This window comes from Ruegeria sp. HKCCD6428, from assembly GCF_013110595.1.
GTDB lineage: Bacteria > Pseudomonadota > Alphaproteobacteria > Rhodobacterales > Rhodobacteraceae > Ruegeria.
On sequence record NZ_WVQX01000003.1, the window covers coordinates 270,740 to 290,362 of the forward strand.

Sequence of the window (19,623 nt, forward strand, 5' to 3'; positions counted from 1 at the left end):
CTTCAGCGGTGCGTGCCTGGCCGAAATGTTTGGCGAAGACAAAGCAAAGCTGCGCCCAAAGGGCAACCCCAAGTCAGCCCTTCCCGCCCAGATCCTGCAGGATCGGGCAATCCGGCCTGTCATCCCCGGCGCAGGCGTCGATCAGGTGGCTCAGCGTCTCGCGCATCGCGTTCAGGTCGGCGATCTTGGCTTCGATCTGCGCCAGATGATCCCGCGCGACCTGTTTCACATCCGCGCTGGCGCGGGTTTCATCTTCGTAAAGCGCCAGCAATGTCCGGCAATCCCCGATGGTGAATCCCAGAGCCCGGGCCCGGCCCAGAAAGTTCAGCTTGTGCACATCCTGATTGCGAAATCGGCGATAGCCGTTGTCGTCGCGCAGCGGTTTGATCAGGTCGATGTCTTCATAGTACCGGATCGTCTTTGCAGGCAGGCCAGTGCGGGCGGACACATCTCCGATATTCATGCGTGCACCTCCTTGGCGGGCGGGATCGGGGTTTCCGGCACGCTGGCTTGAACGCGACGCAGACGCAGCGCGTTCGAGACGACAAAGACGCTCGAAAGCGCCATCGCACCTGCGGCCAGCGCCGGAGACAACAGATGGCCTCCGAACGGGTACAGCGCACCAGCGGCGACCGGGATCAGCAGGACATTGTAACCGAATGCCCATCCCAGGTTCTGGCGTATGTTCCGCATCGTTCTGCGGCTGATCTCGGTTGCATTTGCAACCCCGCGCAGATCGCCGGACATCAGAACGACATCAGCCGTTTCGATGGCCACATCGGTGCCCGTCCCGATGGCGATGCCGATGTCAGCCGTTGCCAGCGCCGGGGCGTCATTTATGCCGTCGCCGACGAAAGCCAGCGTACCGAACTGGTCCCGCAAGGCGGTGATCGCATCCACCTTGCCGTCGGGCAGCACTTCGGCGGTGACGTGATCAATCCCCAGCCGATCAGCCAAGGCCTGCGCGGTGCGCGCGTTGTCTCCGGTGACCATGGCAACGGTCAGACCCATTTGGTGGAGCCGCTCCAGCGCCTCTTCCGTGCCGGGTTTGACCGGGTCGGACACAGACAACGTGGCTGCGGCCTGCCCATCCAATGCGACGAACAATGGTGTAGCCCCTTCGGCGGCGCGGGCCTCTGCCTCGCTTGCCAGGGGGCCAAGGTCGATCCCGCGTTGTTGCATAAGCCGGTGCGACCCGATCAACACGTTGCGGCCTTCAACCAGCCCCTGCATGCCAAGCCCGGTAAGCGACAGGACGTCCGTCGCCTGTGGCAGCGCCGCAGGCCCGGCCCGGGTGATCGCCGAAGCTATCGGGTGCTCCGACCGCGCCTCGAGGGCGGCGGCCAGCCGCACGACCTCATCCCTGTCAAACCCGTTCGCCGTCAGAACATTGTCCAGTTCTGGACGGCCCAGTGTCAGGGTCCCGGTCTTGTCCAGCGCGATGACGCGTGCCTGCTGAAGCTGCTGCAAGGCGTCACCTTTGCGGAACAGAACCCCCAGTTCGGCCGCGCGCCCGGTGCCGACCATGATCGAAGTCGGAGTGGCCAGACCCATGGCGCAGGGGCAGGCTATGATCAGCACGGAAACCCCGGCGACAAGCGCCAGCGGCAGGGCGGGGCTTGGGCCGAAGATCAGCCAGGCCGCGACGGCGATCACGGCGACCAGGATGACCGCCGGGACAAAGCGATATGTGATCCGATCGACCAGGCCCTGGATCGGCAGCTTGGCCCCCTGCGCCTGCTGCACCATGCGAACGACCTGGGCCAGCACCGTGTCGCCTCCCACGCGCGTCGCCCGAACCCGCAAGGCGCCGGTGCCATTCACGGTTCCTCCGACAACAGCCGCGCCAGCTGATTTTCCAACGGGTATCGGCTCGCCCGTGATCATGCTTTCATCGACGTAAGAGGTGCCCTCGAGCACTTCGGCATCCACCGGCACACGTTCGCCCGGGCGGATGTGCAGGATGTCGCCCACCGCAATCTCGGCGATAGGGCGGTCTTCTATCCGGCCATCGATTTCGACCCGCGCGCTTTTGGGCTGAAGGCCCGCCAGTTTACGGATCGCAGCCCCGGTTTTGCCCTTGGCGCGCGCCTCCATCAGACGGCCCAGAAGGATCAGAACGACAATCACAGCCGCCGCCTCGTAATAGACGTTGGCAGTTCCGATCGGTAATGCGCCGGGGGCAAATGTGGCCACCACCGAATACAGATAGGCCGCCCCGGTTCCCAGCGCGACCAGCGCGTTCATATCCGGCGTGCCCCTCAGCAACGACGGGATGCCCTTGCAATAGAACACACGACCGGGTCCCAGCAGCAGGGCCGTTGTCAGGGCGAACTGAATCAACTGGCTGGTCTGCGTACCGATGGTGGCGTGTACCCAATGGTGGAAGGCGGGGATCATGTGCCCGCCCATCTCAAGTATGAACACGGGCAGGGCAAGAGCGGCCGCCAGCAGAGTGGCCCGGGTCAGCCCTGCTGTTTCAGTGTCTGCGCGGTCTTCGGGTGTCGAAGCGGCTTGAAGCCGCGCCGGGTATCCGGTGTCGGTGACCACCTGTGCCAGCGCCTGTGGCGTCGTTGTCCCAGCAGCGTAAGTCACCGCGGCAGTTTGTGTCGCCAGATTGACCTGCGCTTCGATCACACCGGGGCTGGCCTTCAGTGCGCGCTCGATCTTGGCCACGCACGAGGCGCAGTTCACACCTTCAATGATCAGATCCGCCCGGCTGGTCTCGGCCGGATACCCTGCCGCGTCCAATGCCTTGGTCAGCGCCGAAACCGGCCCGTCAAAAGCCACCTGTGCGGACTTGGTTGCAAAGTTGACCGAGGCCGTTTCCACCCCGGGCACATCACGCAGCGCCTCTTCAACGCGTCCCACGCAGGATGCGCATCCCATGCCCGTGATTTTCAGCTCTGTCAGTGCTTTTTTCGCCATGCGACTCGCCCATGAAGTTTCCTTACTCACCAGATGGGGGTTCCAGTGACGGGAAGGTCAAGGGCCTGGGGCAGTTTTTTAGTGCCCCGCGCCGCGCATGTTGCGCTCCATCATGCGCTGATACAGGCGTGGCGAAAGGCGGTTGAGCCACCAGGACAGGCGCGCCACGCGGCCAACCGGGATCATGGGCAGCGATTTGTCCAGCCCGCGCAGGATCGTTTCAGCGGCGGCCTCGGGGCTCATCTCGTCCATCCCGTCCTTCGCCGATCCGGGCCGCGCTGTGCCATTCGCCTGCTCTTGCGCGTTGCCGGGGTTGGTGGCCACAAAGGACGGCGCAGCGATCAGAACCTCAACGCCATGAGGGGCTTCTTCCGAGCGCAGAGATTTGAAGAACCCTTCCAACGCGTGTTTCGAGGCAGCATAGGCCGTCCGATGGTAAAGCGGTGCAAACCCGGCCACCGATGAGATGGCCAGATGTGTCCCCTTTGACGCCCGAACCGGGTGCAAGAACACGCGGGCCATTTCAACGGCCGCAAAATAGTTGATGTCAAACAGAGTTCGGTGGCTGGCCGCGTCGGACTTTTCAAAGCCCCGGATTTGCGTGACACCGGCGTTGTAGATGACCAGATCGATACTGTCGCTGGTCGCGATCACCTTTTGGGTTGCTCTGGCAAGCTGGTCGGGATCCGTCAGATCGCAGCCAACAGGCAACTGGTTCGGCCCGGTGACCAGACCTGAAACATCGAGATCCAGCAGCACTACCCGCCACCCGCGACTTTGCAGAGCATGGCTGAGGGCCCGCCCCAAACCGCCCGCCCCGCCGGATATGACAGCCGTCTTCATAGCCCCGCCTGCTTTTGCCAGAGCGCGAATACCTGGGCGCTGGTTTTTTCCGGCGTGTAACCGAAGTCGGATTTCAGGGCGGTGTTGTCCAGAACCGGTCGATATTGCAGAAATCGCACCTGTTCCGGCCCATAGCGGGACAGACCTAGCGGACGTGCAGCGGCCAAAGCCGATTTCAGCGCCCAAGCGGGCAGGCGCAGAACCGGTTTTCCCATCGCACGCGCCAGATCGGTCACGCCCATCGCGCCGTCCCCGGCGACGTTGTAAACGCCGTCCGGCCCGTCGGTTGCCGCGCGCTTCAGGATGCGTGCCAGATCATGCGTCCAAATGAACACAAACGGGCTTTCGCTGCCGACCACGGCCAGCAGGCGGGGTTTGTGAAACAGGGCGGTGATCTGGTTTTCGGACCCGGCCCCCAGAACCGTGCCCACGCGCAGCACGACCTGTTCCAGATCGGGGGCGGCTTTGCGAACCTCGGCCAGCATCTCTTCGACCTGCCTTTTGTGATCGGAATACGGGAACTCTGGGTTGCCGCGCAACGGATCATCCTCGCGCAGGGGCACGGGGTTGTCCGGGTGATAGCCGTAGGCCGCACCCGAGGATGTGACCACCAATCTTCGCACTCCGTTTGCAAGGGCCGCGTTCACCACCTTGCGGGTGCCCTCGACATCAACCGCATATGCCGCTGCCCGTTCCATTTTTGGCGGAGGCGTCACGATGGAGGCCAGATGCACTATGACTTCAGGCTTCACGTTGGAGATCGCGCGCGCGGGCGCGTCGGTCGTTACATCCAAGGGCAGATAGTGGACGTTTTCCGGCATGCTGTCGGGGCGTTTGATATCCGTTGCAAAAACATCGTGCCCCTTAAGTTCGGGCAACAGTGCCTGCCCGACCATACCGGCGGCGCCTGTGATCAGGATACGGCTCATCGCGCGGCCTCGGTTCGGGCCATGAGCGACGCCAGGGCAATCCCCGAGATCGCGTGCCAGATGCCCCAGAACGCCGCCACGACGGCCATGCCGCCCAGCCCGTGGAAAAAGGCAAAGATCAGAACCAGCCCAAGGCCGGAATTCTGAATGCCGGTTTCGATGGTGATGGCGCGGCGATCGAAAGGGGACAGCCGGGTCAGAGTGGCCACAACCCAACCGCCCCCCAGCGCCAGGGCGTTGTGAAGGATCACAAGCCCGGCAACAGCCCCGGCAAAACTGAGGAAGAACCCCCAGTTCGCGCCCAGGGCAAGTAAGATGAAAGCCGCAAAAATACCCATCGACAGGTATTGCAGCGGCGCACGCATCCGTGCGGTCAGGGCCGGGCGGCACTGGTTCAGAGCAATGCCCAGGACCAGAGGCAGGATCAGCATCAACCCGACAAGGATTGCGATTTGCACCGGGTCAATCTGGGTCTGTTGCAGGATCGCGCGTGTCGGCGGATACAACCCGCCCCAAAGCGCAATGTTGAAGGGCGTCATGAAAATCGCGCCAATGGTGGCAAAGGCGGTCATCGACACCGACAGCGCCGCATTGCCACCGGCGCGGTGCGTAATGAAGTTCGAGATATTGCCCCCCGGACAGGCTGCGACAAGGATCAGCCCAAGCGCAATTGACGGTCGCGGGGCCGTCACCCACACAAGCGCAAAAGTCAGCGCCGGCAGGACCAGGAATTGGGATACCAGCCCGACGATCACTGGCTTCGGCGCGCGTCTGAGGCGATCAAAATCCCTTGGTGTCAGATCGATCGCAATCGAGAACATCACGATCGCCAGTATCGCATTCAACAGCGTCAGAGAGGCCGGGCTGAAATTCAGCGTAATTTCGTCGATACCACTCATACGGTGGCTTTCCGCAACCGTTCGATCCACCCGGTGACAGCCTTTCTGTAGGTGGCCTTGTCGACGTAGTAAGCCATTCGCGGCAGATCGATATAGCTCATGCCTCCGGTGGCGCGCTTATAGTCTTTTTGCTTTTCGGATTTCAGATCGGCCGCCACCGGGCAGCCCTTTTGAAGACCTTTGATATAGCGCGCCACCATTTCGGCCTGCTCGTGCCTGCCCTGCCAGCCCAGACCCGTGGCCTCGACCATACCCAGCACAAAAAGATCGTCCCGTTCGGGGTGCATCGCGTTCAGGTACAGATGTGGGGCATCGCCCTGCCAGTTCAGCAGGGCCCGGTCGATGAACGGATAGTGCAGCTTGTATCCGGTCGCGGCGAGAATCATGTCATATTCTTTGCGCGTGCCGTCCTTGAAATGCACGGTTTTGCCTTCCAGGCGGTCGATATCGGGGCGAATGCGCAGATCGCCATGGCCTGCGTGGTACAGGACCAGCGAATTCACCACCGGGTGGCTTTCGTACAGCTGGTAATCGGGCTTGGGAAAGCCGTATTTCTGCGGATCACCGACAAACCAGCTGAGGATGAGGCTGTCCACCTTACGCTTGAGCCACATGGGCAGGCGGATCTTGCCGCCCATCGTGTCGGCCGGTTTGCCGAAAACGTATTTGGGCACGAAGTAATAGCCGCGGCGCATCGACAGATCGCAGCGTTCTGCGTGATGGATTGCGTCAACCGCAATGTCACAGCCGGAATTGCCCGCGCCCACGACCAACACGCGCTTGCCGTCGAACTGACTGGGGTACCGATATTGCGAGGCGTGGATCAACTCGCCGTCAAACGTGCCAGGAAAGCTGGGCATATTCGGTTCCGACAAGGTGCCGTTTGCAATCAGAACCCCTGCGAATTCAGCCTGATGCTCACCTTCGGCGTCCCGCCAGCCAACACGCCAACCGTCACCGGATTTGCCCAGCGGAGTGATCCGGGTGACTTCTGCATTGAACCTGTAGCTTTCACGCAGGCCGAAACGATCGGCAAAGGACCGGAAATAGTCGCGCATCGCCCGGTGCGAGGGGTACTCGGCCACAGCCTCATCCATCGGGAAATCCTCGAATTCGGTCATGCGCTTTGAAGAGATCAGATGCGCCGATTCATACATGGTTGATCTGGGGGCATCGATATCCCACAGACCGCCCACATCCGAATGTAATTCGAACCCCTGAAAGGCGACGCCCTGTTCCTTGAGCACCTTGGCTGCGGCCAAACCCATCGGCCCCGCCCCGATCAGGGCGAATGCGTTGCGCGTCTGTGTCATGAACCCTCCCGAAGTTCGTGATGCTTAACTTGAACGAACGACCAAAATAAGGCAAGATGAAATTCATGAGTCCAAAAAACATAGAAAAACCAAGGCAAAGAGCACCGTCCAAGCGATCGCTTGAAACCAAGGCGCGGATTATGGATGCGGCTGAAACCGTCTTTGCCGAACGGGGATTCGAAGGTGCGTCGATCCGGGACATCGCGGCACTGGCGGGGGTTCAGATTGGTCTTGTGCACCATCATGGTGGTGGCAAGGAGGAGTTGTTTTACCGAACGGTCGCGCGGCGCGCGGACGCGCTGGCGCAGCTTCGGATCGACGCATTGAACAGGGCCAGGGCTGTTGCTCCGCTGACGCTTCACAGCATTCTGGACAGCTTTATCCGACCCTATGTGGACCTGGCTGAGACGGGTGGGCCCGGATGGATGGCATATGGGCGGTTGGTGGCCCACGTATCGGTTGACCCCAGGTGGCGCGATATCGCAGCAGAGTGTTTCGACCCCACCGCCCAGTTGTTCATCACCGAGATCGCCACGCTTTACCCGGATGTCGATCCAGCCGTTTTGGCAAGTGGCCAGGTTTATTCGGTCTCGGCGATGCTGGCCCATCTCAACAGTGGATGGCGGGTCGAAGCCCTGTCGCAGGGCGGTGACGTATCAGGCATGGAACGTCTGGTGGACTTTTGCGCCGCCGGTATCGAAGCAATGGTACGATCCGGTCGTGAATGAACCCTCACGCGACGCCGGTTGTGCGTTCAATCGTTGAGGTGGTGCCCTGTATCTACATCTACATACCTGTTTCCAAAAGCCGGACAATTAGCGCAGGTAGAACGATTGTGTCCTCTTTGACGCTGTTTGAGGCGTCATTCGCCTTGATTGAGGTGAAAACGTGGCGTCAATGTGGCGCGTGAGCTGTAAATATGTTTCTGTTGTGCTACTCTTTCACAGAGTGGTTTGTAACGAGTATTAGTTCGTAAGGTGGGCACATGACATTCATACGAAACATAGCTGCGATCGCTGTTGCAGGTGTGATGACTGCAAGCGGTGCGTCGGCGCTGACCATTTCCAGCATCTCGCCCTCTTGGCAAAACGTAAATCCAAGTTCCGGCGTTACTGAAAGCACCTCTGGTTCTACGATTTCTCTTCGCTGGGGAAGTGGCAGCAGCTCTAGTGGTTACGATTTCACGCCAACTGGCACGCCAATTTCAGGTCTGATGCCTGGAACTGCTTTTGCTCTGGGTCAGTTCTCGCATCTGAATTTCCCGATCACGGGAACAACCCTAAGCTCCGTCGACCTTCTTGTTGACATATTGATCAGCGGTGGCCCTTTGGTGTCTTCGTCGTTTGCCCTGACGCATAACGAGACATTGAATCGTCCAACGAACTGTCCGGCGGATGCTACCCCTTGTGATGACATCGTGACCATTACCAACAATTTGGGCTCTCAGAGCTTTAATTTTCGTGGACAGAATTATGTGTTCTCGGTCCTCGGTTTCTCTCAGGACGGCGGCAGCACCATTTCGAACGGCTTCAGCACAACGGAAAACATGCAAAACGTCGCAACGCTGTATGGGGAATACACGGTAGCCCCCGTGCCGCTGCCCGCAGCTGGCTGGCTGCTTCTTGGCGGCATCAGCGGTTTGTTTGTGATGGGGCGCCGGAAAAAGCGCAGCACGGCCTGATCTGGCTTATTTATGCTCTCACCATTCTTGGTGGTGAGAGCAGACCTGGAACCGGGCCGCTTTAGGCCAGGTTCTTCAGCCTTTCAGCCTAAGCGCCCCATGAGCCCGAGTTGATGGCATTGGCTTGAAACGACAAGCGCGCTTGTCGGGTTCCTGCCGCAGTGACGCTCGGTCATCATTCTTGCTGCAAATGTTCGAACAAAATCTTGCTGAACACCGATGGCGGCGATGTTCTTACCGCACTGGGTGAAGCGAAAAAACCGAACATGATGATCAAAACGATCAGGGCAGTACCGGCAAAGCAAGCCGCCGAGAGGTGAAAGACCGAGCGAACCATTGCGACACTCCCTTCTCTTGAAATCCGTAAATTCTGTGAGGGCTGAAACGTCAACCTGACTTTGCCAATTGCTGTTTCAGCCTTTGGTTTTCCGCCTGCAACTCTGCCAACTGCTGCCCCAGCCTGTTCAGATGAGGGCGCAACTCTGCTTCGGTGAACCGCGGCGTGATGTGGCTTGGGCAGTTCCAGTCCAATGCCTCGACGCGGATGATCACGGCCCGTTCGGCCGGTCCCTCGGCCTCTTCCGGGTAAAGGGTGGCGGCCGCTGTTTCGCCTTCCGTGAACTCTACGCGCCCAAGGATCTTGAGACGGCGTCGGTTGGCGTAATCCATCAGGATCATTGCAATACGATCATTGCCGTCCAGATTCCCGCGCGAGATATACTGTTTATTGCCCGAAAAATCCGCATATCCGATGGTCTGAGGGCCAAGTACCTTCAGAAACCCTGTCGGCCCGCCCCGATACTGCACATAGGGCCAGTCGGTCTCGGACACGGTGGATTGATAGAACCCGTCCCGCGCCTGAATGAACTCTTTCTCGGGGTCTCCGATCAGATGGCCTTGCCGCGGGCCACCTGCAATGAACTTGGCATAGGTTCTGGCCGATCCCATCCTTTCTTGATGGGCGCGGACAGCGGGTGTGAAGGTCAGTTCGGAAAAAGCGCGGGGCATTGGAAAATCCTTTCAAAGACCCAGTTCGGACAACCCGGGGTGGTCATGAGGGCGTTCGCCCAAGGGCCAATGGAACAGCCTGTCATCTTCGGCTATCGGAAGATCGTTGAGCGAGGCATGGCGATGTGACATGCGCCCGTCATCGGCGAATTCCCAGTTTTCATTGCCATAGGATCGGAACCACTGACCGCTGTCGTCGCGCCATTCATAGGCATAGCGTACGGCAATGCGATTTCCGGCAAAGGCCCACAGTTCCTTGATCAGACGATAATCCAGTTCCTTCCGCCATTTGCGGGTCAGAAAGGCGTGGATGTCGGCGTGGCCGGACAGGAATTCAGCCCGATTCCGCCATTGACTGTCATCCGTATAGGCGGGCGTCACGCGGTCGGGATCGCGACTGTTCCAGGCATCTTCCGCCGCGCGCACTTTTTGAGCGGCAGTTTCCAACGTGAAGGGGGGCAAGGGGGGTCTGGACATTTCGCAAAAGGCTTTCAGGTGAGGGAGGCGGCAAGAAGAGCCATGGTCAGAAGGAAGGGGACGTACTGAGGTGGAAAAATGCTGGCGCGACGTTTCATCGGTCAAATCCTCGGGTGTACAGATCGGTTAACTTACAGGCAAAGTGTACCGATCTGTAAACTTTTGCAAGTGGAAATTTCATGGTGAGACAAGGCGCCTGGTAAAACTATTTCAAAACAATGCTTTGGACTGAGGTCATTGTACTTCACGTTCCATGATAATATGTACAGAACGGTACACCATGGAGCCGAATCATGCGCCCAAACAAACGGGATGAGTTGGTCAGCAAGGCCCTGAAGGTCTTTTACCGCGACGGGTTTCACGCAACCGGCATGGACAAGCTGGTTGTGGAAACGGGCGTGTCCAAGACGTCGATGTACAAACATTTCCGCACCAAGGAAGACCTGATCATCGCCGCGCTGCGCTTGCGGGATGAGAACTTTCGCAACTGGTTCTTTCAGCGCATCGACGAGATGGCGGAAACACCGGCCGATCAGATCATCGTCAGTTTCGATGCCCTGAAAGAGTGGTTCGAAGAGGACGGGTTCCGGGGCTGCATGTTCATCAAGGCCGGGGCCGAGTATCAGGACAAGGATCACCCCATCCATGTGCAGGCCGCCGAACACAAACAGCTTTTGCTGGAACACTTCGCGGCCATAGCCCAACAGGCCGGCACGCATGATCCTCGGAAGCTCGCGAGTCAGATCGTGTTGTTGCAGGAAGGAGCCATCGTTTCCGCCGTCCTGCTCAAGAACTGCGATCCGGCGGAAGACGCCAAGGATGCGGCCAAGCACCTTTTGGCCAAAGCACTGGCTTAACCCCGCCAGCCAAAAGGTGTTCTCTGACATCGCAGGCCGAGACGTTGCGTTGTTCCTCAAAGGGACGCGGCGTCACAAGGATTGGCGTGAACCGAACACGGCGCTAGCCTTTTCGGAAAGACCGATTGGAGGGCGTTCAATGTCACTTTTCACTTCGACTGCGGCATGGGTCACTGATGAACACCGCATGTTCGCGGATATGGCGGGTCGGTTCATGGATGACGAACTGTCGCCCAATATCGAAACCTGGGTTGAAAACGGCGTTGTGGATCGCGATTTCTGGCGAAAGGCCGGCGAAACCGGGCTGATGGCGGGTGCGATCCCTGAAGAATATGGCGGCGTCGGCGGCGGCATGGGCTTTGACGCCATCACGGCCTACGAACAGGGCGCGCGGGGTGATGCGGGTTGGGGCTATGGCATTCAGTCGATCGTGACCCACTATCTCACCGCTTATGGCAGCGAAGATCAGAAGAAGAAGTGGTTGCCCAAACTGGCGTCGGGTGAATTGGTCGGCGCGCTGGCAATGACCGAACCCAGTACCGGTTCGGACGTACAGGCGGTGCGGACGACGGCCGAGAAGGACGGCAACTCCTACCGGTTGAACGGGTCTAAAATCTTCATCACGAACGGACAGACTGCGGATCTGATCATCGTGGCCGCCAAGACCGACAAGACCGCTGGTGCACGCGGCGTTTCGTTGATCGTGGTGGAAACTGACGGGTGTGAAGGTTTTCGCCGGGGGCGGAATCTTAAGAAACTGGGCATGAAAGGCAATGACACTGCCGAGCTGTTTTTCGAAGATGTCAAAGTGCCGATGACAAACCTGTTGGGCCCCGAGGAAGGGCAGGGTTTCTATCAGCTGATGAAACAGCTGCCGTGGGAACGGTTGAATATCGCGATCATGGCGCTGGGCGCGATCGATTTCGCCATCGGCGAAACCGTGAAATACGTGCAGGAACGCAAAGCCTTCGGGAAGCGGGTGATGGATTTTCAGAATACCCGGTTCAAACTGGCGGAATGCAAGACCAAGGCCGAGGTTCTGCGCAGTTTCATCAATGATTGTATCGGGAAACTGGAAACAGGCGAGTTGGACGCGGCAACTGCTTCGATGGCCAAATACTGGGGATCCGAGGTGCAAAACGAGATCATGCATGAATGCCTGCAATTGTTCGGCGGCTACGGGTTCATGATGGAATACCCGATTGCGCGTCTTTACGCGGATGCCAGGGTGCAGATGATCTATGGCGGCACCAACGAGGTCATGAAAGAGCTGATCGCGCGATCGCTCGACGTCTGAGCCCACCACGCGGGCTCTCCCGCCCGTCGTCTTCATTCCTCACGGAATGACTCCTCCGGTTGGGCCCGGCAGGCCCGGGCAAAGCCCGTTCCTGCCGGGCCTGTTTCGTTGCCGCAGCACGGGTCAAAAGGCCGCTTGCAAAGGGAGGGGCATCGGTATGATGATCCGCCGACAAGACTCAGAGGCCCGACGTGAACGATCCCGAACATGCACTTTGGCAGACCACTTGCACCGAGACAGTCCCCGCACCGCCCCTGACCGCTGACGCAGCGGTTGATCTGGCTGTCTTCGGAGGTGGCTACACCGGTTGTTCAGCGGCTTTGACCGCAGCCCGCGCCGGCGCGTCGGTCTGCCTGCTCGAGGCGCAGGAAATCGGGTTTGGCGGTTCGGGGCGCAATGTCGGTCTGGTCAATGCGGGGCTGTGGCTGCCGCCGGACGACATCCGTGCGCATATCGGTACTGAACCGGGGAACCGTTTGATCGACTTGCTGGCCAAGGCGCCGTCGGATGTGTTTGCCTTGATCGATGAATATGGCATTGCGTGTGAGCCCGTGCGCAACGGAACCCTGCATTGCGCTCATTCCGCGTCGGGTTTGAAGGACCTGCATACGCGTCATGCGCAGTTGAGCGAAGCCGGAGCGCCGGTTGAGCTGTTGTCGGCGGACCAGGCGGGTGAACGCACCGGCAGCCAGGCCTTTCAAGGTGCCTTGTTCGATCCACGGGCAGGAACCATTCAGCCTTTGGCCTATGCGGTGGGTTTGGCGCGCGCGGCGTCACAGGCCGGGGCGCGGATACACACGCAAAGCCCCGTGCAGACCATGACATATGAGGGCGGGCACTGGGTTCTGGTGACACCGGGCGGGACGGTTCGGGCAAGATCGGTCATTCAGGCGACGAATGCCTATCATCTTGCGCTGCCGGATACCGCGCCTGCCTATGTGCCGGTCTACTATTTCCAGTATGCCACGGCCCCGCTGACCGACAATTTGCGCGCCAGTATCCTGCCAAGGAAAGAAGGGTGCTGGGATACCGGGCTGATCATGACGTCATTCCGGCTGGATCAGGCGGGTCGGATGATCATTGGCGGCATGGGGGATCTGGGACATGCCGGCCGGGTTGCACATTCCGGTTGGGTCCGGCGCAAGCTGGCCGAGCTCTATCCGCAATTGGCCGACCAGCCGTTGGAACACGGGTGGCACGGGCGGATCGCAATGACATCGGATCATATTCCAAAGATCACGCAGATCGGCCCCAACGCTTTGGCCGCACACGGGTATTCCGGTCGCGGCATCGGCCCGGGCACTGTGTTCGGCCGCATGATGGCCGAAAGCCTTCTGGCCGATGATCCCTCGCTTCTGCCGGTTCCCGCCGTGTCGGAACACCGCGAAAACTGGACGCGCGTGCGCCGCGCCTTTTTTGAATCCGGCGCGGCGCTGACGCATCTTGTAAAGGCGCGGTTCTAAGCTCAGACAGACCGGGTGATACCGCCGTCCACCCGGATATTCTGTCCGGTGATGTAACCGCCGCCCTCCGAGGCGAGCAGAGCGACGACCGAGGCGATCTCGTCGTAGCTGCGCCCATAACGACCCATCGGAATGCGGCTGCGGAATTCTTCTTTCTCGGGCAGGCTGTCAATGAAGCCCGGAAGAATGTTGTTCATGCGGATATTCGCGGCGGCAAATTTGTCCGAGTACAGCTTGGTGAAGGCGGCCAGCCCGGCGCGGAACACGCCCGAGGTCGGGAAAACCGGATCCGGCTCGAACGCGGCAAAGGTCGAGATGTTGATGATCGAGCCTCCCCCCTGCGCCTGCATGATCGGGGTCACAAGCCGGGTTGGGCGCACCGCGTTCAGGAAATAGACATCCATGCCGGTGTGCCAATCCTCATCCGTCAGCTCGAGGATCGGGGCGCGGGGACCGTGACCGGCAGAATTGACCAGAACGTCAATACGCCCCCAATGGGCCATGGCGGCATCGACAAGTTTCTGCAAATCCTCGGTGGACTGGTTCGAGCCGGTAATGCCGACGCCGCCCAGCTCCTTTGCCAAAGCTTCCCCTTTGCCCGAGGAGGACAGAATGCCGACCTTGAACCCGTCCGCCGCCAGCCTCCGGGCGGAATCCGCCCCCATGCCGCTGCCGCCCGCCGTGATAAGTGCTACTTTTTCCATTTGACATCTCCGTTTTCAATTGATCCCAAGATGGCCGTCGGACAGTGGTTTGACCAATCAGTTCTGCTGCCTCTATTCTGTAGAAAATCTACAGGATAACAGCATGACCGCCCTTCCACCCCTAAACGCCTTGCGCGCTTTCGAGGCTTCTGGCCGTCACTTGAACTTTCGACTGGCCGCCGAGGAACTCGGCGTTACACAAGGTGCCGTCGCGCAGCAGGTGCGCGGGCTTGAAGCACGATTGGACGAGGTTCTGTTCGATCGCCTGCCGCGTGGGTTGCGACTGACCGAATCCGGGCGGCGGTTTCACGCGCCGCTGCGGCGTGCTTTCAGATTGATCGAAGAGGCCGTCGAAGACCTGTCTCCGGACCGGCGGATCACATTGTCGGTCACGCCCAGCTTTGCCTCGAAATGGTTGGTGCCGCGTTTGTCGGGCTTCACGGACCTGTATCCGGACATCTCGGTTCAGGTGGATGCGCGCGAGCGTCTGGCGGATTTCAGTTCGGATGGCGTCGATCTGGCTGTCAGGCAGGGTCGAGCGCCGTTTGCGGCGGAACTGGAAGCGGTGCCTTTGTTCTCGACCGAATTCATCCCGGTATGCAGCCCTGCCATGGCGAGGGAAGTCAGCACCCCTTCTGACTTGATGAAGCAGGTATTGCTGAACGATACCCACGGATTGTGGCCCTTGTTCCTTGAACGGGTGGGCGTAAGTGGAAAGCCCAGAATGATGAGCTTCAGCCAGACCAGCCTTGCGATCGATGCCGCAGTTTCGGGGCAGGGGATAGCACTGGCCAATGCGCCTCTTGTCGTGCCCGAGGTGGCCTCGGGCCGTCTTGTTCAGCCGCTTGCGGATGTCCTGCTTGCAGATCTGGGGTTTTACGTGGTTGCGCCCCGCAAGCCGCGCCAGCCGCAACTGGTCAGGATCATGCGCGACTGGCTGTTGTCTCAGGTCTGAAGAGACGCGGCGATCGCCTCGATCCGGGCCCGCAACCAGCGATGTGCCGGGTCATTGGCCGACCTCTGGTGCCAGACCATGTAGATCGACACCGACGCGCATTCGAACGGCAGTGGCGCGCAATCCAGCATGGCCAGCGGGCCCTGTTTCATCAGCGCCGTGTCGGTCGAGATCAGGTCGCTGCCCAGTATGAAGGCCGGGATGGCGTTGAAATGAGGCAGGGTCACCACCGCTGGCCTGATCTGGCTTTGATCGACGCCACGCATGACGGCGCGGGCATTGCGGCCATCGGCAAAGCGAACCTCGACATGATCGCAGTTGCAATAGGCGTCCCAACTGTCCGGGGGCGTGCGCTGTGTGGCGTCATAGAACAGCATCAGCGGGCTGGTCATCAGACGTTTTTGAAAGATATCCGGCCCGTCCGGCGGCAACGGGGTCAGCATCAACTGGCATCTGTCACTGCGCAGCAGCTCGGGGTCGGGCACGCCTGAAGGAATGAATTCCAGCCGCAGGCCTGCGCCTTCGGCACGTGTTTCTCGAAACAGCCGCGGAAAGATCAACTCGCGCGGCATGTCATTGGTGGCGATGCGGATCCTGATCTGTTCAGACTGCGGGTCGAACGGCCGCCCTTCGGTCAGCGCCCGCATTCCGTCCAGCACCTTTTGCGCGGGCTCCTTCAGGGACAAGGCGCGCTCGGTCGGGGTCAGGCCCTGACCGGAACGGACAAACAACGGGTCGCCCAGCACCAGCCGGAGCTTGGCCAGCGTGTGGCTGATGGCCGATTGCGTGACGCCCAGCCGATCCGCAGCTTTCGAAACCGAGCTTTCCTCGAGAATGGTCAGAAAGGTGCGCAGAACCCTGCCGTCGAGATCGGTGAAATCGATTTTCTTCATACCACTTATGATTATGCATGAATGGTTTCGCTGTCCATGACGGGGTAGGGGATGGATGGCAACAGGAGGCGCATAATGGGAATCCGCTTTTTCTCGGACAAGAACCGGCCCGTTCACATGGGGCGATACCCGTTGGAGCGTTTGACCCGACAAGATACCATGCCGGATTTGTCGCGCGTGCCCGCCATGGGCGAACTGAGCTTCCACCGGCCGGAACGGCCCGACAGCATCGTCAACGCCATGGGCGAGTTTCAGGCGATGCTGGACGCGATCCGCGACGGGTTGGTGAACCCGATTGCATCCGAGATCCCCTCAGATCCGCAGGAGCGCGCAAACCATCTGAAGGCATTTGGGTATTTCAACGACGCATCGATGATGGGCTGTGGGCCGTTGCCGTCGGATGCACTGCTGGACGAACCACGCCGCAACCCCGATATCGACCGGCTTGCCCACGCGCTGCGCACGCGCCAGACCAAAACGCTGGCCTCTGGGATCGATCTCATCATGGCCGATCTGAAAGACAGTATGGAGGCCGCGCCCAAGCCGATTAACGACCACCGTCACGCCATCGTCTTTCTTTACGAACATAACCGCGACCCTGACCCTTCCGAACCCGGTGCGGAGTGGATCATCGACGCGCAGGATCATCGTTCCTGCCTGCTGGCAACCGAGAATGCCGTGGTCGTCGCCAACTATATCCGACTACTGGGTTTTGACGCCCGCGCGCACAGCGTGATGTCGTCCGAAGTCGATCTGGGCAAGCTGGCCGTGGCCGCCGGTCTGGCCTCGGTCGAGGGCGGCAAGCTGGTTGCGCCGTGGCTGGGCACCCGGTTTGGCCTTGCAGCCGTGACGACCGAGATGCCCGTCGCGCATGACCGGCCGCTCAGGCCCATGGCGCAACAGCCGTGGTTTCGGACCCAAGGCCCGGCATGGTGGCTGGGCACGGGATTTGCCAAGAACACCCTCAACCGTGACCCATATGCCAAACGACGCTATGTGGACGGGGCCCATCCGTTCGAAAAACTCAAACGGGTCGAGGCTCCGACAACCTATATCGACGAAGAGAATGTTGCCCGCGTTCCCAAGCGCGCCGACATGTTCGCCCGCGCCCAGTTCGGCGACATGGGCAAGTCATTGCAGGACGCCGCGAAAGGCGGGTACTACGTGCGCAAAGCCGCGCCCAGCTTTGCCCAGCGTCGCGCGCTGGGTGCATTCGTTCTGTTGCAGGACGGTGAAAGCGCTGACCTGCGCAAGTCAACCGATGCCCGACGCAATGCGGCAAACATCAAGGCGGCGACCTATTTCCTTGGGGTCGATGCAGTGGGCCTCAGCCGCTGCCCGGAATGGGCGTGGTATTCTCATGACGCCACCGGCGAAGAAATCGTGCCGCCTCATGATCAGGCCATCAGCATGATCATCGATCAGGGCTATGAAACGATGGAAGGTGCCAGTGGTGACGACTGGATCAGTGTCGCCCAATCCATGCGCGCCTATCTGCGCTTTTCGCTGCTGGGAGGCGTGATCGCCCAGCAGATCCGCAACCTCGGTTACAAGGCCAAGGCGCATACGGTGATGGATGGCGAGGTGCTGCAACCGCCGCTTTTGTTGCTGTCCGGTCTGGGCGAGGTCAGCCGGATCGGAGAAGTTATCCTGAACCCCTATCTGGGCCCGCGCCTGAAATCAGGCGTGGTGACGACCGACATGCCGATGGCGCATGACAAACCCATCGATTTCGGCCTGCAAACCTTTTGTGGATCCTGCAACAAATGCGCCCGCGAATGTCCCTCGGGCGCGATCACCGCCGGACCGAAGCTGATGTTCAACGGTTATGAAATCTGGAAATCCGACAGTCAGAAATGCGCCACTTACCGTGTGACGACCCCGGGCGGTGCGATGTGCGGGCGCTGCATGAAGACCTGCCCGTGGAACCTCGAAGGCATCTTCGCCGAGCGCCCCTTCCGGTGGGCTGCGATGAACATCCCCGCCGCCGCGCCCGCGCTGGCCAGGCTGGACGATGCGATCGGCAATGGCGGGCTGAACGACATCAAGAAATGGTGGTGGGATATCGAGTTGCAGCCCGACGGCGCCTATCGCCCCACGACGCACCCGTTGAACCGGCGCGATCTGCAAAAGGATCTGGACCTGAAATATGAAGATCAGACCCTGGCCGTCTATCCCGCTTATCTGGCTCCGCACCCCTGGCCCTATCCCTTTGCAATGGACCGAGAAGCCGGGATTGCAGCCTATGAGGCCATGGTGACGGCCGACGAGTACAAGGCCCGCAAGGCAAGCGGGGACATGTCGATCATCCATCGCTATCAGATCGCCGGTGATGCACCTGTGATGCGGGTCGCCGTGACCAAGGTTGAAAAGATGACGACGGATGTCACGAAATACGAATTTGCATCGCTGGACGGTGCGCCCCTGCCGGGATGGACAGCGGGCGCACATCTGGACGTCCTGGTCGCGCCGGAATTTCTGCGGCAATATTCCATGTCGGGCGACCCGTCGGATCGTACGAAATATCAGATCGGCGTGCTGCGCGAGGATGACGGGCGTGGCGGGTCAGCGCTGTTGCATCGCATCTTCACCGAGGGCCGAAAGGTTTTCGTGTCCAAACCGATCAACCACTTTGAATTGGATGAAACGGCAACCAGAACATTCCTCATGGGCGGCGGCATCGGAATCACCCCGATGATCGCATTTGCCCATCGCCTGCATGCGCTGGGCCGCAAGTTCGAATTGCACTATTCGGCCAGCACACGGGGCGGGGCGGGGTATCTGGATGATCTGGCCGCCATGCCCTGGGCGGATCGCGTTCATTACCATTTCTCGGATGAAGGCACCCGCGCCGACCTGAATGTGATTCTGTCCGGCTACCGGGATGGATGGCATGTCTATACCTGCGGGCCGGATCGTTACATGAACGGCGTGATTCAGGCGGCCGAGCAGCAGGGCTTTCCCGAAGTGGCACGTCATCTGGAATATTTCTCGGTTCCTGAAACGCCTGAATATGAAAACCACGCGTTTGAACTCAAGCTTGCGCGTTCGGGCCGGACACTGCCCGTGCCCGCAGACAAGGACGCGGCGCAAGTTCTGAACGAAGCCGGTTTTCATGTGGATGTGAAATGCGCAGACGGCATCTGCGGCGTCTGTAAATGCGGTGTCATTTCGGGCGAGGTCGAGCATCGGGATTTCGTTTTGTCCCGCAAACAGCGCGAAGGCGCCATGATCCTGTGCCAAAGCCGCGCGGCGGAACCTGATGGGGTGATCGAAATCGATCTCTGAACCCTGTCCAAAAGCGACATTTGGAAGTTGAATTTTGGTCGCTCGGCCCATGGACGCCGGACGAGGTGTGAATTAACGTCGCCGCGAA

General features: G+C 60.1%; 18 protein-coding genes. 7 read left to right on the forward strand and 11 right to left on the reverse strand.

What is annotated here, in order from left to right; translation table 11 throughout:
* Positions 1–73 precede the first annotated feature (73 nt).
* The 6 genes from cueR to GS620_RS10065 form a co-directional block, all read right to left on the reverse strand.
* On the reverse strand, positions 74–463 hold the full coding sequence (gene cueR, locus GS620_RS10040; protein WP_171615589.1) for a Cu(I)-responsive transcriptional regulator: 390 nt from the start codon (positions 461–463) through the stop codon (positions 74–76).
* Positions 460–2,928, reverse strand: coding sequence for a heavy metal translocating P-type ATPase (locus GS620_RS10045; protein WP_171615591.1), 2,469 nt, complete (start codon positions 2,926–2,928; stop codon positions 460–462). The genes cueR and GS620_RS10045 overlap by 4 nt, the downstream gene beginning before the upstream one ends.
* 78 nt (positions 2,929–3,006) lie before the next feature.
* Positions 3,007–3,771, reverse strand: a complete 765-nt coding sequence (locus GS620_RS10050; RefSeq protein ID WP_171615593.1) for an SDR family oxidoreductase — start codon at positions 3,769–3,771, stop codon at positions 3,007–3,009.
* On the reverse strand, positions 3,768–4,700 hold the full coding sequence (locus GS620_RS10055; RefSeq protein ID WP_152458921.1) for an SDR family oxidoreductase: 933 nt from the start codon (positions 4,698–4,700) through the stop codon (positions 3,768–3,770). The genes GS620_RS10050 and GS620_RS10055 overlap by 4 nt, the downstream gene beginning before the upstream one ends.
* Entirely contained in the window at positions 4,697–5,599 is a 903-nt protein-coding gene (locus GS620_RS10060; protein ID WP_171615595.1) for a bile acid:sodium symporter family protein, read from the reverse strand. The genes GS620_RS10055 and GS620_RS10060 overlap by 4 nt, the downstream gene beginning before the upstream one ends.
* The gene (locus tag GS620_RS10065) at positions 5,596–6,912 is read right to left on the reverse strand and encodes an NAD(P)/FAD-dependent oxidoreductase (RefSeq protein WP_171615597.1); all 1,317 of its coding nucleotides are present in this window, start codon (positions 6,910–6,912) and stop codon (positions 5,596–5,598) included. Before GS620_RS10065 ends, GS620_RS10060 begins: the two co-directional genes overlap by 4 nt.
* Before the next feature lie 140 nt (positions 6,913–7,052).
* On the opposite strand from GS620_RS10065, the gene GS620_RS10070 reads away from it, so the two are divergent.
* Together GS620_RS10070 and GS620_RS10075 are read left to right on the forward strand one after the other, a co-directional pair.
* Positions 7,053–7,640, forward strand: coding sequence for a TetR/AcrR family transcriptional regulator (locus GS620_RS10070; RefSeq protein ID WP_253283863.1), 588 nt, complete (start codon positions 7,053–7,055; stop codon positions 7,638–7,640).
* 257 nt (positions 7,641–7,897) lie between these two features.
* A complete protein-coding gene (locus GS620_RS10075) occupies positions 7,898–8,593 on the forward strand; it encodes a THxN family PEP-CTERM protein (RefSeq protein WP_171615601.1) in 696 nt (231 codons plus the stop codon).
* Between the two features lie 175 nt (positions 8,594–8,768).
* On the opposite strand, the gene GS620_RS10080 is transcribed toward GS620_RS10075, so the two are convergent.
* Genes GS620_RS10080 through GS620_RS10090 form a run of 3 tightly spaced genes read right to left on the reverse strand, consistent with a single transcriptional unit; the run spans position 8,769 to position 10,078 of the window.
* Positions 8,769–8,930 carry a hypothetical protein gene (locus GS620_RS10080; protein WP_171615603.1) on the reverse strand — a complete coding sequence of 54 codons (162 nt, stop codon included), beginning with the start codon at positions 8,928–8,930 and terminating at the stop codon, positions 8,769–8,771.
* A 50-nt stretch (positions 8,931–8,980) separates the two neighbouring features.
* Positions 8,981–9,601, reverse strand: a complete 621-nt coding sequence (locus tag GS620_RS10085) for a pyridoxamine 5'-phosphate oxidase family protein (protein ID WP_171615605.1) — start codon at positions 9,599–9,601, stop codon at positions 8,981–8,983.
* Positions 9,602–9,613: 12 nt separating this feature from the next.
* On the reverse strand, positions 9,614–10,078 hold the full coding sequence (locus GS620_RS10090) for a nuclear transport factor 2 family protein (RefSeq protein ID WP_171206217.1): 465 nt from the start codon (positions 10,076–10,078) through the stop codon (positions 9,614–9,616).
* Positions 10,079–10,371: 293 nt separating this feature from the next.
* Between GS620_RS10090 and GS620_RS10095 the strand changes: the two genes are divergently transcribed.
* The 3 genes from GS620_RS10095 to GS620_RS10105 all read left to right on the forward strand — a co-directional run bounded on the left by GS620_RS10095 (position 10,372) and on the right by GS620_RS10105 (position 13,695).
* Entirely contained in the window at positions 10,372–10,935 is a 564-nt protein-coding gene (locus tag GS620_RS10095; protein WP_171615607.1) for a TetR/AcrR family transcriptional regulator, read from the forward strand.
* Between the two features lie 139 nt (positions 10,936–11,074).
* Positions 11,075–12,232 carry an acyl-CoA dehydrogenase family protein gene (locus tag GS620_RS10100; protein ID WP_171615609.1) on the forward strand — a complete coding sequence of 386 codons (1,158 nt, stop codon included), beginning with the start codon at positions 11,075–11,077 and terminating at the stop codon, positions 12,230–12,232.
* Between the two features lie 191 nt (positions 12,233–12,423).
* A complete protein-coding gene (locus GS620_RS10105) occupies positions 12,424–13,695 on the forward strand; it encodes an FAD-dependent oxidoreductase (RefSeq protein WP_171615611.1) in 1,272 nt (423 codons plus the stop codon).
* Between the two features lie 2 nt (positions 13,696–13,697).
* Here the strand turns inward: GS620_RS10105 and GS620_RS10110 are convergent, their stop codons facing one another.
* Complete coding sequence (locus GS620_RS10110; RefSeq protein WP_171118641.1) at positions 13,698–14,399, reverse strand: SDR family oxidoreductase; 702 nt, start codon at positions 14,397–14,399, stop codon at positions 13,698–13,700.
* 103 nt (positions 14,400–14,502) lie between these two features.
* Here GS620_RS10110 and GS620_RS10115 point away from each other — a divergent pair, with 103 nt between their 5' ends.
* Positions 14,503–15,354: a LysR substrate-binding domain-containing protein gene (locus GS620_RS10115; protein WP_171615613.1), complete on the forward strand. Its 852-nt coding sequence runs from the start codon at positions 14,503–14,505 to the stop codon at positions 15,352–15,354.
* Here GS620_RS10115 and GS620_RS10120 read toward each other — a convergent pair.
* Positions 15,345–16,247, reverse strand: coding sequence for a LysR family transcriptional regulator (locus tag GS620_RS10120; RefSeq protein WP_171615615.1), 903 nt, complete (start codon positions 16,245–16,247; stop codon positions 15,345–15,347). The genes GS620_RS10115 and GS620_RS10120 overlap by 10 nt on opposite strands.
* Before the next feature lie 75 nt (positions 16,248–16,322).
* Between GS620_RS10120 and GS620_RS10125 the strand changes: the two genes are divergently transcribed.
* Positions 16,323–19,535: a reductive dehalogenase gene (locus tag GS620_RS10125; protein ID WP_171615617.1), complete on the forward strand. Its 3,213-nt coding sequence runs from the start codon at positions 16,323–16,325 to the stop codon at positions 19,533–19,535.
* Positions 19,536–19,623 lie beyond the last annotated feature (88 nt).

Coding starts and splice junctions, on each gene's coding strand:
- cueR (WP_171615589.1), bottom strand. CDS start 463: ATGAATATCGGAGATGTGTCCGCCCGCACTGGCCTGCCTGCAAAGACG.
- GS620_RS10045 (WP_171615591.1), bottom strand. CDS start 2,928: ATGGCGAAAAAAGCACTGACAGAGCTGAAAATCACGGGCATGGGATGC.
- GS620_RS10050 (WP_171615593.1), bottom strand. CDS start 3,771: ATGAAGACGGCTGTCATATCCGGCGGGGCGGGCGGTTTGGGGCGGGCC.
- GS620_RS10055 (WP_152458921.1), bottom strand. CDS start 4,700: ATGAGCCGTATCCTGATCACAGGCGCCGCCGGTATGGTCGGGCAGGCA.
- GS620_RS10060 (WP_171615595.1), bottom strand. CDS start 5,599: ATGAGTGGTATCGACGAAATTACGCTGAATTTCAGCCCGGCCTCTCTG.
- GS620_RS10065 (WP_171615597.1), bottom strand. CDS start 6,912: ATGACACAGACGCGCAACGCATTCGCCCTGATCGGGGCGGGGCCGATG.
- GS620_RS10070 (WP_253283863.1), top strand. CDS start 7,053: ATGGATGCGGCTGAAACCGTCTTTGCCGAACGGGGATTCGAAGGTGCG.
- GS620_RS10075 (WP_171615601.1), top strand. CDS start 7,898: ATGACATTCATACGAAACATAGCTGCGATCGCTGTTGCAGGTGTGATG.
- GS620_RS10080 (WP_171615603.1), bottom strand. CDS start 8,930: ATGGTTCGCTCGGTCTTTCACCTCTCGGCGGCTTGCTTTGCCGGTACT.
- GS620_RS10085 (WP_171615605.1), bottom strand. CDS start 9,601: ATGCCCCGCGCTTTTTCCGAACTGACCTTCACACCCGCTGTCCGCGCC.
- GS620_RS10090 (WP_171206217.1), bottom strand. CDS start 10,078: ATGTCCAGACCCCCCTTGCCCCCCTTCACGTTGGAAACTGCCGCTCAA.
- GS620_RS10095 (WP_171615607.1), top strand. CDS start 10,372: ATGCGCCCAAACAAACGGGATGAGTTGGTCAGCAAGGCCCTGAAGGTC.
- GS620_RS10100 (WP_171615609.1), top strand. CDS start 11,075: ATGTCACTTTTCACTTCGACTGCGGCATGGGTCACTGATGAACACCGC.
- GS620_RS10110 (WP_171118641.1), bottom strand. CDS start 14,399: ATGGAAAAAGTAGCACTTATCACGGCGGGCGGCAGCGGCATGGGGGCG.
- GS620_RS10115 (WP_171615613.1), top strand. CDS start 14,503: ATGACCGCCCTTCCACCCCTAAACGCCTTGCGCGCTTTCGAGGCTTCT.
- GS620_RS10120 (WP_171615615.1), bottom strand. CDS start 16,247: ATGAAGAAAATCGATTTCACCGATCTCGACGGCAGGGTTCTGCGCACC.
- GS620_RS10125 (WP_171615617.1), top strand. CDS start 16,323: ATGGGAATCCGCTTTTTCTCGGACAAGAACCGGCCCGTTCACATGGGG.